Annotated in this window: 13 protein-coding genes and 2 pseudogenes; 5 read left to right on the top strand and 10 right to left on the bottom strand. The window is 53.1% G+C overall.

The window, feature by feature from the left end; translation table 11 throughout:
* Positions 1-203: 203 nt before the first annotated feature.
* The gene (locus tag HV345_RS15080; protein ID WP_181635757.1) at positions 204-818 is read left to right on the top strand and encodes a TfoX/Sxy family DNA transformation protein; all 615 of its coding nucleotides are present in this window, start codon (positions 204-206) and stop codon (positions 816-818) included.
* Here the strand turns inward: HV345_RS15080 and yccS are convergent.
* Both yccS and HV345_RS15070 read right to left on the bottom strand, forming a co-directional pair.
* Complete coding sequence (gene yccS, locus HV345_RS15075) at positions 796-2,949, bottom strand: YccS family putative transporter (protein WP_016152484.1); 2,154 nt, start codon at positions 2,947-2,949, stop codon at positions 796-798. The genes HV345_RS15080 and yccS overlap by 23 nt on opposite strands.
* Positions 2,950-2,967: 18 nt before the next feature.
* Positions 2,968-3,414 carry a YccF domain-containing protein gene (locus tag HV345_RS15070; RefSeq protein ID WP_016152485.1) on the bottom strand — a complete coding sequence of 149 codons (447 nt, stop codon included), beginning with the start codon at positions 3,412-3,414 and terminating at the stop codon, positions 2,968-2,970.
* A gap of 125 nt (positions 3,415-3,539) precedes the next feature.
* On the opposite strand from HV345_RS15070, the gene helD reads away from it, so the two are divergent.
* Positions 3,540-5,594: a DNA helicase IV gene (helD, locus tag HV345_RS15065; protein ID WP_181635756.1), complete on the top strand. Its 2,055-nt coding sequence runs from the start codon at positions 3,540-3,542 to the stop codon at positions 5,592-5,594.
* Between the two features lie 32 nt (positions 5,595-5,626).
* Here helD and mgsA read toward each other — a convergent pair whose 3' ends face one another.
* The gene (gene mgsA / locus HV345_RS15060) at positions 5,627-6,085 is read right to left on the bottom strand and encodes a methylglyoxal synthase (RefSeq protein WP_016152487.1); all 459 of its coding nucleotides are present in this window, start codon (positions 6,083-6,085) and stop codon (positions 5,627-5,629) included.
* Between the two features lie 93 nt (positions 6,086-6,178).
* Positions 6,179-6,841, bottom strand: coding sequence for a DUF2057 family protein (locus tag HV345_RS15055; RefSeq protein WP_016152488.1), 663 nt, complete (start codon positions 6,839-6,841; stop codon positions 6,179-6,181).
* Positions 6,842-7,012: 171 nt separating this feature from the next.
* Between HV345_RS15055 and HV345_RS15050 the strand changes: the two genes are divergently transcribed.
* The gene (locus HV345_RS15050) at positions 7,013-7,426 is read left to right on the top strand and encodes a CoA-binding protein (RefSeq protein ID WP_016152489.1); all 414 of its coding nucleotides are present in this window, start codon (positions 7,013-7,015) and stop codon (positions 7,424-7,426) included.
* Between the two features lie 67 nt (positions 7,427-7,493).
* Here the strand turns inward: HV345_RS15050 and hspQ are convergent, their stop codons facing one another.
* Positions 7,494-7,811 (bottom strand): heat shock protein HspQ, encoded by a 318-nt coding sequence (gene hspQ / locus HV345_RS15045; protein WP_016152490.1) that lies wholly within the window; start codon positions 7,809-7,811, stop codon positions 7,494-7,496.
* Between the two features lie 57 nt (positions 7,812-7,868).
* Positions 7,869-9,080, bottom strand: a complete 1,212-nt coding sequence (gene rlmI, locus HV345_RS15040; RefSeq protein WP_181635755.1) for a 23S rRNA (cytosine(1962)-C(5))-methyltransferase RlmI — start codon at positions 9,078-9,080, stop codon at positions 7,869-7,871.
* Between the two features lie 113 nt (positions 9,081-9,193).
* Between rlmI and HV345_RS26470 the strand changes: the two are divergent.
* Both HV345_RS26470 and yccX read left to right on the top strand, forming a co-directional pair.
* Positions 9,194-9,340: pseudogene (locus HV345_RS26470) on the top strand (AraC family transcriptional regulator); the annotation flags it as partial.
* A gap of 34 nt (positions 9,341-9,374) precedes the next feature.
* On the top strand, positions 9,375-9,656 hold the full coding sequence (gene yccX / locus HV345_RS15035; RefSeq protein ID WP_016152492.1) for an acylphosphatase: 282 nt from the start codon (positions 9,375-9,377) through the stop codon (positions 9,654-9,656).
* On the opposite strand, the gene tusE is transcribed toward yccX, so the two are convergent.
* The 4 genes and pseudogenes from tusE to HV345_RS15015 all read right to left on the bottom strand — a co-directional run bounded on the left by tusE (position 9,653) and on the right by HV345_RS15015 (position 14,491).
* A complete protein-coding gene (tusE, locus tag HV345_RS15030) occupies positions 9,653-9,982 on the bottom strand; it encodes a sulfurtransferase TusE (protein ID WP_016152493.1) in 330 nt (109 codons plus the stop codon). The two genes, yccX and tusE, sit on opposite strands and share 4 nt — an antisense overlap.
* A gap of 69 nt (positions 9,983-10,051) precedes the next feature.
* Positions 10,052-10,603, bottom strand: a complete 552-nt coding sequence (locus tag HV345_RS15025; protein ID WP_181626261.1) for a LuxR C-terminal-related transcriptional regulator — start codon at positions 10,601-10,603, stop codon at positions 10,052-10,054.
* Positions 10,604-10,613: 10 nt separating this feature from the next.
* A pseudogene (locus tag HV345_RS15020) lies at positions 10,614-11,772 on the bottom strand (CfaE/CblD family pilus tip adhesin).
* A gap of 1 nt (position 11,773) precedes the next feature.
* Positions 11,774-14,491: a TcfC E-set like domain-containing protein gene (locus tag HV345_RS15015; protein WP_181635754.1), complete on the bottom strand. Its 2,718-nt coding sequence runs from the start codon at positions 14,489-14,491 to the stop codon at positions 11,774-11,776.
* Positions 14,492-14,512: the final 21 nt, after the last annotated feature.

The following is a 14,512-nucleotide window of genomic DNA, read 5'->3' as shown; positions in this document are numbered from 1 at the left end:
CTGTGAGTTACTGTATGGATATACAGTAACCCCGCCATCAATAAAGATCAACCTAATTTTCGGAAACAGGTTCGCAATTTTTAGTCATCATCACGGGAAAAATAAAATTCATCTTGCCCCATACGCATAAGTTGCCTATTTTCGTCATTAACGGATCTGCTACTGCAAATTATTTGCTTACGTTATGATTTAAAAGGATTTTTATGAAAGAAAAGTCTTATGCAAGAATCTATAAATCACAAGAATATCTGGCTTCTCTGGGAACAATTCACTACCGCTCACTGTTTGGCAGCTATAGTCTGACGGTTGGTGATACGGTCTTTGCCATGGTTGCCAGCGGTGAGTTATATCTTCGCGCCTGTGAGCAGAGCGCCCAGTACTGTGTAAAAAATTCTCCTGTCTGGCTAACATTTATCAAGCGCGGGCGTCCGGTTGTACTCAATTATTACCAGGTGAACGATACCCTGTGGCAGAACCAGCAGCAGTTAGTGTCGCTATCACAATTTTCACTCGATGCAGCCGTTAAGGAAAAACAGAGTCGCTTTGCACAACATCGCCTGCGGGAATTACCGAATATGACGTTTCATCTGGAGACCTTGCTAAATGAAGCAGGAATTAAGGATGAGGGGACATTGCGATCGCTGGGAGCTCAGATGTGCTGGTTGAAACTTCGGCAAAATAACCCTGCCTTAACGGTAAAAATACTCTATGCCCTTGAAGGAGCGGTTGACGGGGTGCATGAAGCCGCGCTCCCGGCGACGTGTCGCCAGGAGCTGGTGGAGTGGGTGAGTTCTCTTACGCCGGAACCGGGGTATTAGATGGCAGCACAGCAATTTGTTGCTGTAATCGCCGAATCTCTGGGAGCAGGGCAATCAGTAACCCAACTTGCTGTACGACCAGCGGCTCTTTACTGTCCGGACGTGGCTCGAGATGCTGAATTCGCTGCTTCAGATCTTCCAGTGCCTGGTATACGCGCTGCTCATCAGCAGGTTGATGGTGAAGCGCATCATCTACATAGCAGACGGCATCATCCAGCAATGCCAGGACGTCAGGATTGGTTAACTGCTCGCGATGTGCGCCGAGGGCGGAAATATAGCTGGTAAACGTATGGTTAAGACACAGCAAGCGGAACGCCGTTTCGCGTGTTTGGGCCGTGACATCCGGTTCACTCGACATGTTCGACACCACCGAAGCAAGTTCCGCATCACGATTGTGCGCGTCACGGCGGGCGATACGGTATGCCAGACGATTATCACGCCCCTGATGATATTGTTCGAGAATAGCATCAAGATAACGACAGTTAGCGTCAGTGGCCCGTTCAATCACTCGCGGCAGATTCCGAAAACGCCAGTCTGGCCAGATAAAGCTGACAGCAGCCCAGGCGATGGCACAGCCGATCAACGTATCGATGACGCGCGGAAGTGCAACTTCAAAACCTTCACCGAGCAGGTTAAAGCACAGCAGCACCAGCAGCGTGATAAACATGGTGGCATGCGCGTACTGGACGTTACGAAAGGCAAAAAACAACACGCCGGTGATCACCAGAAGGATCAATTGCCCTTCGAGAGAAGGTACAAACCACAGGATCGGTAACCCAATGGCGATCCCGACTAATGTGCCGATTATCCTTAGTGCCAGACGATGTCGGGTGGCGTTGTAGTTTGGCTGGCAGACAAACAGACTGGTCAACAGGATCCAGTACCCGTGGTTCATTCCGGTTATCTGGATAATGGCATAGCCGACGCAGAGCACCAGCGACATGCGAACAGCATGACGAAACAGGGCGGACTCAGGCGTGAAATTACGGCTCAGACGCAACCAGATATCACTGAACCCATGCGGGCTGTCATCGGCAAGCTGATTTTCAGACTCATTGCGCGAAAGTACCTGAGCCTGTTCGGACTCAATGGTAGCCAACTGGGCATCAATGGCCCGCAGGTTTGACAGCAAAAATCCTAACGTGTTGAGCAGATCGGCAGGCTCACCACTCGCGCGCATGCGCTCAAGTGCAGCATCAATATGGGTGAAGACGCGCTCAAAGTGCGGATCGTGCTGATAAGGCGTGCGTAATAAAATACAGCGAGACAGTTGCGAACACGCTTGCCCTTGCATCGACATCAGGCGCTGGAAGCGGAACATCACGTCGCTGTGGCGGAAATGGTCGCGCAGCGTTTGATATTGAATATGCGAGGAGCTTGCGCGTTCGTGAATATCCTGCGCCACAAAATAGTAATGTAGCGTGCGACGTGTTCCTCGCTGTCCGCGGTCGCCGCGCAGGCGGGTCAGCAGTGACACCTTTGTCTGGTTTAGAGTCGCCATCAGTTGCCCATTCGCAAGAGCTAGATCATACAACGGCGCCTGGCTTTCATCTTCTATGTCGGGATCAAAAAGACGCGATTTCAGTTCCAGATAGTGCGCTAACTGTTCATAGCTACGCGCCAGATTGTCCTGCAACGGGCGAATAGGGAACAGAAGATGTCCGGTCAGGGTTAACAGGTTGTACCAAATGGCGCCCGCGAGCAGCAGGATCGGTTGCTGATACCACTGATCGTAAAGCGAGGTGCCGAGCATCGTGTAAATGGCGATCAGCAACGCGCCAAAGGCGATGGTTGCATAGCGCTGCCCTAATCCCCCCAGCAGTATAAAGCCGCTGGTGGAAAGCGTTAACCCAAGGGCAAACAGCCATGGCCATGGGAAGAGCAGTTCGACCGAGGCCGAGGCAATGAAAAAGCACACCAGCGTGATGATCAAATTGCGCAGGCGACCTGCAAGACGATCGTCCAGGTCAGTAAGCGCGGCTGCGACCATACCCAGCGTGAGCGGGATGGTCAGCTTAACGTCACCCAGCCACCAGGGCAGCGCTGTTGTGCCGCAAAGCGCGATAAAAATCCGCACGTAGTACAGCCAGGTGCTGTTCCAGGTATAGCGTTTGAGCAGAGGACTTAACATAAAGGCCATCGGTCCTGATTATTCGAAGCGACGACGCGCGTTGGCTTCACGCGCTGCGCGAGCAACTTCAACTGACACTACCCGGCGACCCACCGGCCACAGTGCAATCGCCGCGATTTTGAAATTCGCAATGCCAACCGGGATACCAATAATCGTAATGCACTGGGCAATACCGGAGACAATGTGCATCAGGCACAACCACCAGCCGAAGAAAATCAGCCAGAAAATATTGAGCACGGTGCCTCCGGTATTCAACAGGACGTTTTTGCCCGCTGGATTAAGCTCATCGACATGAATCGCTTCGTTACCGTAGGGAAACAGCGAGAGTCGGGTAATTTCCCAGCATGAGCGGGTCAGGGGGAGAGTAAAAATCAGCACAATACTGACCAGCGTAGCCAGTAACCAGGCTAAGGTGGTGGCGAATCCCCCGAGCACAAAATTTAAAATATTCAGAACAGTACGCATAAACCCTCGGTTAACTCTGGTTTTCTGTGAATTCGGCAATTGTAACGTTTTTTTGGGCTGGAGCACGTTTTCTCTGGCGGTTACACTGATAAGCAAACCTCTTCGTGTGGATCCGCTTGAGTCTTATGGAACTGAAAGCAACTTCTCTTGGAAAACGTCTGGCACAACACCCTTACGATCGGGCCGTTATTCTCAATGCCGGGATTAAGGTTTCCGGCGATCGTCACGAGTATCTTATTCCCTTCAATCAGTTACTGGCTATTCATTGTAAACGCGGCCTGGTATGGGGTGAGCTGGAGTTTGTGCTCCCGGATGATAAGGTAGTTCGTCTTCACGGCACAGAATGGGCTGAAACCCAGCGCTTCCATCACCATTTGAATTCGCTCTGGCAGCAGTGGAGTCAGGAAATGAGCGACGTCGCTGCGGGAGTTTTACAGCAGCAGTTGGAGGCGATCGCCACCCGCACCAGTGAGAATAAATGGCTGACGCGCGAACAGACGTCAGGGCTACAGCAGCAGATCCGCCGCGCCTTTGCCGCATTGCCGCTCCCGATTAACCGGCTGGAAGAATTTGAAAATTGCCGTGAGGCGTTACGTCAATGCCAGGCATGGTTGAAGGACATTGAAGCTTGTCGCTTGCAGCACAACCAGGCGTATACCGATGCCATGCTGGAAGAACATGCCGATTTTTTCCAGCAAATTGAGTCCTCGCCGCTGAATCCGGCCCAGGCGCGGGCGGTGGTGAACGGCGAACAATCATTACTGGTTCTTGCGGGGGCCGGAAGCGGCAAAACATCCGTATTGGTCGCCCGTGCGGGCTGGCTACTTGCGCGAGGGGAAGCGGCGGCCGAACAAATCCTGCTGCTGGCGTTTGGACGCAAAGCGGCCCAGGAGATGGACGATCGCATCCGTGAACGTCTGCATACGGAAGAGATCACCGCGAGGACGTTTCATTCACTGGCGTTGCACATTATTTCGCAGGGGAGCAAAAAAGTCCCGACGGTTAGCAAGCTGGAAAATGATGTTGCTGCGCGTAGCAAACTTTTTATCACGACCTGGCGTCAACAGTGCAGTGAGAAAAAGGCACAGGCCAAAGGCTGGCGGCAATGGTTAGAAGAAGAGATGCAGTGGTCTGTACCCGAAGGTAACTTCTGGGATGACGAAAAATTACAGCGCCGGCTGGCTTCCCGGCTGGATCGTTGGGTTAGCCTGATGCGTATGCATGGCGGAGCGCAGGCGGAGATGATCGCCAATGCTCCGGAGGAGATTCGCGATCTGTTCAGTAAACGCATTAAGCTAATGTCTCCCCTGCTCAAAGCCTGGAAGGGCGCCCTGAAGGATGAGAATGCCGTCGATTTTTCCGGGTTGATTCATCAGGCCATTGTCATTCTGGAAAAAGGCCGGTATATCAGTCCGTGGAAACACATTCTGGTCGACGAATTTCAGGACATTTCTCCTCAGCGAGCCGCCCTGTTAGCCGCACTGCGCAAGCAAAACTCACACACTACGCTGTTCGCCGTAGGGGATGACTGGCAGGCAATTTACCGGTTCAGCGGAGCACAGCTTTCGTTGACCACCGCATTCCAGCAAAACTTCGGCGAGGGCGACCGTTGTAATCTGGATACGACTTACCGTTTTAATAGCCGCATTGGTGAAGTCGCAAACCAGTTTATCCAGCAAAACCCTCATCAGCTTACGAAACCGCTCAACAGTTTGATGGCAGGCGATAAAAAAGCCGTCACGTTGCTCGATGAAAGCCAACTGGATCTGCTACTGGATAAGCTGTCGGGATTTGTGAAGGCAGAAGAGAGAATTCTGGTGCTGGCGCGATACCATCATCTGAAACCTGCCAGTCTGGAGAAAGCAGCTACCCGTTGGCCTAAGCTACAGCTGGATTTCATGACTATCCATGCCAGTAAGGGACAGCAGGCAGATTACGTCATTGTTGTGGGGCTTCATGATGGGAATGACGGTTTTCCCGCCCCGGCCCGCGAGTCGATTATGGAAGAGGCGTTGCTTCCGGCGGTGGAGGATTTCCCGGATGCTGAAGAGAGACGCTTGCTGTATGTGGCGCTAACGCGGGCACGGCATCGGGTATGGCTGCTGTTTAATAAAGAAACACCGTCGTGCTTTGTTGATGAGCTTAAACAACTGGATGTTCCGGTAGCAAGAAAACCCTGAATAGCAGGCGGCAATTGCCGCCTGCCCGGCGTTTATTTGAGGCGCTCTGCCAGATAGCGGGCGTAATCTGGGATCAAGATGTCCGTTGCATCGTTGAAGTTTGGCGACTGGATAATAAAATCGGCGGTCGACACGTTGGTGGCAACCGGAATGTTCCATACCGTCGCCAGACGCAGCAGGGCTTTGACATCAGGATCGTGAGGTACGGCGTTCAGCGGATCCCAGAAGAAAATCAGCACATCAATTTTCCCTTCTGAAATCAGCGCGCCCACCTGCTGGTCGCCCCCCATCGGACCGCTCAGCATGGCGTTGACGTCCATTCCCGTTGCGCGTTGGATTAAGTTTCCCGTTGTTCCTGTGGCGTACAGAACGTGCTTTTCCAGCAACGGCTGGTGGCGTTCCACCCAGCTCATCAACATCTTTTTACAGTGATCGTGTGCAACCAGCGCAATATGTTTACGCGCTGGCAATGTGCGAGTTGTTAATTCCATAGTACAGCTCCCAAGTTAACCTGGTTACAGAGTACTGGAAGCTCTTGACGCTGCAAGAGAAAGACAAAAAAAATGCGTATGCGAACATAAATGTCATGAAGGAGGCTGTTTCTGAGCCCATTGCAAAAAGTTACTTCGCGTTTGTGCGTCGGCCTGCTGGTACCAATATTTTAAGCGCTGTTCGGTCAGCGTTTGCGACTGAGGCGGCACGCGATCCAGTTCAGATACCCCGGAAAGCAGCGAGCTGTCATCGGCCATCATCGTAGCAAACTGCGGTAATGACGCATGTTTAGCCGCTTTGTTATAGCGTTCAGTTTCCATTTCATAATTCACGATTTTCGCTGTGGATGTGATTGACAAAATATCCAGCTTGACGGGGATAGGCATGGAGTCCCCATCCAGCAATTCCACGCGTGGAGCGTCATCAAAATGCGCTGTATCCCGCTCATTGTTCAGACGCGGGAGGTGAAAATTAACCTGGCTGACGAGTTGGGTATCAAAGCTGATGACCAGCGGAGGCGAAATATACAGACGTTCTTCGTGGCTGGACAAGCGAATGGTTTTTTCTACGCGAAATACGAGCTGGTGGCGACCATTTTCCAGCTCGATACTGTCGGCGCCACGCAGTAATGAGCTGGAAACTTTTTTTCCGTCCAGCACCAAAAGGTCAATATCATTAGACAGGCGTAATGAGGTAGCAAAAACGGTTACCGGCAAACACAGGGCAATTAAGGCTGTCACAATGCCGGCTTTCATAGGTTTCTCCTGTCCAGAAAATAGCTGCAAACATGTATCTAAATTTTTCGATAATCACGTTTACTAACATATAGACATATTTTTGAGTTTAGCTCTCATACGCCAGTATGGGATGAATGGTTGCGGGGGCAGGTTTGTCGTACACTTTGTTAAACAGCCTGGAGGAAAACGATGAAAGAGACCGATATTGCTGGCATTTTGACATCTACCCGCACGATTGCACTGGTTGGCGCAAGCGATAAACCCGATCGCCCAAGCTATCGCGTGATGAAGTATTTACTCGATCAGGGCTATCACGTTATTCCCGTTTCACCGAAGGTTGCCGGGAAAATGCTGCTGGGGCAGCAGGGCTATGCAACGCTGGCGGATGTGCCAGAGAAAGTGGATATGGTCGATGTCTTCCGTAATTCTGAAGCGGCGTGGGGCGTCGCTCAGGAGGCTATCGCCATTGGCGCGAAGACGCTATGGATGCAGCTTGGCGTAATTAACGAGCAGGCGGCCGTGCTGGCGCGTGATGCGGGGCTGACGGTGGTGATGGATCGTTGCCCGGCGATTGAGATCCCGCGACTGGGACTGGCGAAGTAAAGTTTGACTGTCGCCGGATGAAACGCACAGGCCCGATAAGCGAAGCGCCATCGGGCCTGTGTTAGTATCAATTACGCAGGCGCGGAGCCTGAAGCTGTTTACGGATTGTGCGCGCCAGTTCATCCATTGACGGTTGCTCCGGATGTTCTTCCTGTAGCTCGCTACTCAGTTGCGCTTCGGCCAGATACGTATGCACTGGCAGACCATTATCGTCTTCCATCACCACGTGATACCAGGGAGCGGCGCGAAGTTCGCTGTTAACCGCCAACTCATCGGCTGACGGCTCATCAAGCGAATATTCCGGGTCGATATCCACGACCACTCCGAGGTAACCTAACAGGGAATGGCGGACCTGCTGGCCGATACCGAATTTGCTGGCAATCATAGTCACCTCCCGGGAAATAGATACCCTCTATGTAAGGGTAATATTCCACTTTTCAAGTTACATGATGCGACAGGCAAACCCTTTCAGATACAGCCCTTCCGGGTAGGTAGCGATCACCGGATGATCGGCGGCCTGACGGAACTGCTCTATAAATTGTACATCACGACCAGCATCTATTGCGGCATCAGCGATGATTTTCTGAAATAAATCGGTCGTCATCAGCCCGGAGCAGGAAAATGTCAGCAGTACGCCGCCTGGGTTCAGCAACTGAATAGCCAGCATATTGATGTCCTTATAACCGCGGCAGGCGCCCATCAACTGGCTTTTGTTTTCGACAAATTTCGGCGGATCCATCACGATGACATCAAATTTCTCACCGCGATCGCGATAGGCGCGCAGCAGTTTGAACACGTCATCACGCACGAACTCGGCTTTACTCAGATCCAGCTTGTTCAGTTCCACGTTCTGGCGGGCAATATCGAGTGCTTCCTGAGAGGTGTCGACGCTGACCACCTGACGGCATCCGCCCATTAATGCTGAGACCGCAAAGCCGCCGGTATAGGAGAAACAGTTCAGGACACGCTGGTTTTCCACATAACGACGCGTCGCCAGGCGGCTATCGCGTTGATCGAGGTAATAGCCGGTTTTGTGACCGTGCTGAATATCAACCAGCAGCTTCATCCCGTGCTCTTCGATAGGCAGCAGAGCAGGCGGCAGTTCGCCCGTGACGGGCCCTTGGGTCAGCGCCATACCTTCTTTTTTACGCACGGCCACATCGCTACGGTCATAAATAGCGCAGTCCGGGAAAACAATTTGCAGAGCACTAATCAGCGCGGCGCGTTGGTATTCAGCACCCGCGCTGAGCAACTGTAATACCAGGAAGTTGCCGAAGCGGTCAATAGTGACACCTGGCAGGCCGTCGGATTCTCCGGCGATCAGACGGTAGCTGTCTAGACCGTCCTTTTTCGCCAGCCAGTCACGCCATGTCAGCGCCTTCTGCAGACGACGGGTAAAGAAATCAATGTCGATGGATTCAGACTTATCGAAGGTCCAGACGCGCGCACGGATCTGCGACGCCGGAGAAAACGCACCGCGCGCTAACCATTTCCCCTGGTGGTCAACAATATCAACGGTTTCACCGAGGTTGGCTTTACCTTCCATACGTGCGACAGCACCGGAAAATACCCATGGATGGCGGCGAAGTAATGATTTTTCGCGCCCCTTGGCTAACACTAAACGAGGATAATGTGGAATTGTAGATTCAGTCATGCGGAGCAACCTCTCACAAACAGTGACGCGGGTTGGATGAAAGTACCAACCTGAAACCATTAAAATAAAATGGCGCGTAGAGTAGCACAGATGGTGAGGTCAATCATCAGCGTCTGGCGCTACTGCATGATGGTATGGCGGGACCTCTGCTTATCGAGCGACGGTTTAATCTCACTGAACAGGTGCGACAACTTATTCAGTTATCCCCTGCTAATCTATGGACAGCTCAGGAGATTGCCGGTCATCTGTCCATCGGTACCTGTTCTTTCATTTATGTTGATAAGGAGAACCGCAATGTCGAAAGTCTGCATCATCGCCTGGGTCTATGGCCGGGTTCAGGGGGTAGGATTTCGCTACACCACCCAGCATGAAGCGCAACGGCTGGGGTTGACCGGCTATGCGAAGAATATGGATGACGGCAGCGTAGAAGTTGTCGCCTGTGGTGAAAGCGAGCGGGTGGAACAACTGATGAAGTGGTTGAAAGCCGGGGGACCGCGCAGCGCCAGGGTTGATCGGGTTCTCAGCGAACCGCACCGCCCTGGCGACGAGCTAAAGGGATTTAGTATCCGCTATTAAATACATTTCACCGGTTTCGGCAGGCCGGCAATTTTAGTTGCCTGCTTAGCTGGGCCTTTCGGAAACAGGCGATAGAGATAACGGCTGTTGCCTTTTTCTTCGCCAAACTTGTTGGCCATCGCTTTTACCAGCATGCGGATAGCGGGGGAGGTATTAAACTCCAGATAAAACTCGCGAACGAAACGCACCACTTCCCAGTGTTCGGGGGAGAGAACGATACCTTCGTTTTCGGCGATTTTCTCCGCTAGCGGCTCGCTCCATTGCGTGGTGTCTTTCAGATAGCCTTCGCTATCGGTCTCAATTTCATGGCCTGCAAAAATGAACATAGTGCTCTGTCGATAAAGTAAAAACCGCCCTTAGTTTAGCAAATAAGGGGCGGCGTGAGAAACCTCGACCTACAGAAGAAGCTGTAGCAGATTGTTGGCATTAAGCTTCTTCAGCGCGTTGCATTTATACGTCGAAACCTGTTTTTCGCTAATCTGCGTCATATGCGCAACATGTTTTACCGATTGACCGTTAACCAGCCTGTCGAGAACATTGAACTCCATGCCAGTCAGGCAGCAATTCAGACTGCGTACCCGACGGGGCTCTTTAGCAAGCAGATACGCAGCATCCACGACGGCAATTCTGTCATCAATGATATGTAAGGTCAGCGTGGTAAAACGCTTTCGTAAATGCGTGGCCAGTGCCCAGCCTTTTTCATTGCACACCAGATAAACCGTTCCCTCCCAGCGCCTGGCCTCCAGTTGAAGCAGAATGTCGACTAGCGCCAGATGCGTCCTCGCGACGGAAAAGCGGCAACGCACAACGAGGGTGTCGCAGGCCAACAGCGAACGGCGCCACTGTAACGCGCCGCTCTCAACTTGAGTGTGAGCGTTACGGCGCAGAAGGGCGTAGCGCAACCCTTCGGCATAAAAACGATTATTATCAAGAATGACGTAATTCACGGCGGCCTCTTTATAACGTACTGGGTGTGTAGATGATGCGTAGCGTGCCGGTGTAATCCCCGGCGTTTTTACTGCTGGCTGCAAACGCTGGGGTTTTCAGAACAATAGGGGCAGGTACGCACAGTACGCTCTCACGTCCGCCGGGCAGGACGACCTGACGCAGATGCTGCGGATCGTTGGTGCCTTGCCAGACTAGGGTTTTACCGTTGGCGACGGTTTCGGTTGCGCCCGTGACGGGATTAGTGACGAAAACCTGATAGTCGAGACGATCCCGCGCATCGGTCTGACTTCCGCCGCGTCGCCGGATTGAAAATGCCTCTTCAGCACGGTCCGTTGAGGGGAGTCCGTCGTCCTCAAACCGAAGATAAGTGCGGGTGCTGGTACTGTTTTTGCCGTCGTACAGGCACATATCCAGCGTGTTTTCACCCTGAATTTCACTGCCACCCGGCCGCCCCGGGAAGTTGGTCAGGTTGAGGTTAACGACAGGCGTTGAGTGCGGAAATGCCGGCAGATAAATCTGCTGATTACCCGGATCGACAACCTCAATGCGCATCGTGGCCTGCCAGCTAGCAATGGCGCGATAGCCTGGACATCCGGTATTGGGGTCAGCGAAGTTCCCGCCGCAGTTGCCACTATCCCATTCACGCAGGTTCTGCCTCAGCGTTGCGGTCCAGATACCCGGCAGAGCGAGCTTTTCCAGTTCGCTTTTCACGATATAGAAATCGAAGTAGGGTTCTCTGGTCCAGTTTGCAACAATCTCTGTCCCTCCCGTGATAAAACTGGGATAGGTAAAGACTTTATTATTGAAAAACATGTAGTGGTCGCCATAGACCTTAAGATCCACCGTTTTGCTGGTAAGGGCATGCGTAAAACGTAAATTGATGGCATAAGGTGTCCCCGGGTTCGCCGTGAACCAGGCCGGGGCGGTCATGCAGGCGCCAACTGCGGAGTCGGTACGGGACAGACACGTCAGAGTATTACGTCCCCACTTTTGCGGATCGGCGACATCATAGCCGCTCGGTTCATGAACCCAGATATCAAAGCGCGCGGGGGGGGGCCATGCGATCGAAACTGATATCGACGCTGGTGTTTCTTCCGGCAGGGGCCGCTGCCTGGGTCTGGCCCGCCCACAGGCTTAAAAAAAGTAAAATAATTAAGTGCTTGTTCACATCATTTCCCTTTTGTGATGTTGTCTGCATTCATGGCAGTTGGACCCGTTGGTACCGATCGTCCGGCGAGCATCAGCTGTGCCTGTTGCTGGACAGTATCCGGCAGGGCAGAGAAGGTTAATTCCCGGCAAGGGATCGACCCGACGTAACGCACGACGTCGCGCATAGTCTTTACATTCAGCTCGCACTGATAAAACTGCTGCTGACGCACCAGGTAGAGGTTATGCAGCAGAGCGTCGCTTTGAGCGCTAAACCCGCCGTTGCCAAGGTCGCTCCAGCCGTTAACGTTCAGTGGCACGCCGCCGATAAACGGCGAATGTTGCTCGTCAGTTAACTGGCCGAGCCAGGTGTAGCTTGCCGTGGTTTGCACGTCCCGGCGGAGCAGTTTGCCTGGCACCATAAACAACGTTCTGCTGCCTGAACCTTGTGTGATTTCACTGCTGGCACCCCGCGAGACATCCAGCGATTCGTTAATCGTCAACGTAGTCTGCTGATAGCCCGGCACGGCGAAGAGGGCGCGGCTATTGCCTGGAATGTCTGCACTGCCGCCGTTATCCAGCGACACGGCAATGCTCGGATCCTGGGAATCTTCCGGTGTGGCAACGTTAACCGCGATGGCTGAAGCAGGACGTCCGTCGCTCCAGCGGCCCAGCCACAGACCAGAGCGCGACAGCGCAAGCGTGGAGTTGTAATTGCCGCTGCTGCTCAGGGTATGGCGCCCATCCTGACGATCCCAGGCATCGCTGACTGTCAGGCTCCCGTTGCCATATCGTCCGCCCTGGCGCGTGTAGGCAGAGGTATTGAGTGAATCGCTGTTAATACCTGATGCGCTCAGTCCATACTCATTTTCACCACGTGCGTCGGCATACCAGTTGTGCGCCACGTTATAGCTCAGCTGGTTTTTTTCATGCTGCTGGTGCTGCCATGTCGCGCCCAGAGAGGTATAGCTTGTCGCATTGCCCTGACGGTTATGCGCCATTGATAAGCTCACACTCAGGTAGCCGCCTTTATCCCTGCCTTCGCGTGAGTCATCGTTACGCATGAAAAGGTTAATGCTGCTGTTGATGTTCAGACCGCGCGTGCTGAAAGCCGTGCTCAAGCCACCCTGCCAGGCCCGCGTGCGTGAGCGGGTCATATAAACCGACTCCCAGGGCAAGCCTGCATCGTGGCGATCGTCACTGTCCGGGAGTTCCCGACGAGAAACGTACCGTCCTTCGTTGCGGTTATCCGAATATCCCAGGCTGGCGTACCAGGTGCCGACAGGGACGGAGAACATCACCGACAGGCTTCGGTAACAGCCATTTACGGCGTCATATCCCGCGCTTCGGGTATTGCAGTTTTCCGCTGATAACGAGTTGCGATAGAAGCTCAGTGAAAAACCGTCGTTATAGCTGATTTGCTGAATATTGCCGCGTTGTCCTTCGCTGCCGTAAAGGTAGCTAAACCGGGTCGAGAGTACGCCATCGATCGGACCCGCATTGAAACCACGACTCCAGTCGAGTGCATTTTCCAGAAAACGTTGGTTTTTCTTTATCGCTGCGCCACTGGTGAGTGCCAGCGTTGGAGTGACAGGCAGGCGGACACCCGCTTGAGCGACCGCGCTACGTTCATCGTTTTGATTGTTATTGTCGGTTTCGCCCGCCTGCAGGAACCACTCGACGCGGTCAAACGGCGTAATACCGGTGCGGGTAAACGGTATCTGCTCGGTACGTGTCAGCCGGTTATTTTCATAGACGGACAGCGTCACGGTATAGCTCCCATCGGGGAACGATCGCGTGTCCAGGGTCTGAGCCCCGGCATTGAGATAAAAACTGGCCAGCAGCTGATTGCCCCGGCGGGCGTCAATACGCGCATCATGGGAAAGCAGCACGGTGATGGGGGTACCCTTTGACTGCTGAACCGGATTGATCCATGCCCTTGTCGAGCCTGTGCGCAGGCCGCGAATTTTGCCCAGCGGCAGTTGGCTGAGGTTGATATTCCCACCAGCATTACTGAACAGATCGCGGGTATCCATCTCGCCTAACTGAATATAGTACTGACGCCAGATATCCTGGCGAAACCAGGCATTGTTGACGGTTATTTCTTGTTGCTGCTGGTGCCTTGAACGCTGCCCCAGCCAGGTCCAGTCGAGATTAAAGTAGCCGTCCTGCGTCATGGCCAGCGCGCCATTGCCCTGAACAGTGGCTGACTGGTAATCCCTGTCGGCAACAAAATTGATATTCTGTTGATGGATCAACGCATTCTCAGTGCCCTGCGTAGGCTGATACCACTGGTTTTCTGTGGTCTGTTTAGGCAGAAATTTCTTGTTCAAAAACAGGCTAATGCGCGCGTTATTCTCATCATAGATAATGGCCGCGCGATGGGTATCAATGTAATCACATCCCGTTGCGGAGCCATTGCTGCTGCACGCCAGGTTGCCGTTACGGGCAAGTGGAACGGCGAGAGCTGCGGACACGGTGGCAACGAGGGCAGGAGCGTCATTAAACTGACGTTTGATAGCCGCGACCACGGTTTCGGGTGCGACAAAACTTACCGATTCAAGTGTGATATCCGTTTCAAAAAGGCCAAGCGATTCGCCATAGAGGTTAACCTCTATCCACAGACGCTGCGTTTTCGCCAGATCTTCGAAACCTGCCGGGACGGCCATCTCGGCGCAGGCGAGTTGGATGGATGCGGGTAATAAAGCAACTAAGAGGAGAGTATTTCTGTGAAACGCCATGACCAAGCCTCGACATCATCC

Source organism: Citrobacter sp. RHBSTW-00986, assembly GCF_013783065.1.
Lineage (GTDB): Bacteria > Pseudomonadota > Gammaproteobacteria > Enterobacterales > Enterobacteriaceae > Citrobacter > Citrobacter braakii.
This window is presented reverse-complemented; position numbering and strand designations above follow the sequence as displayed.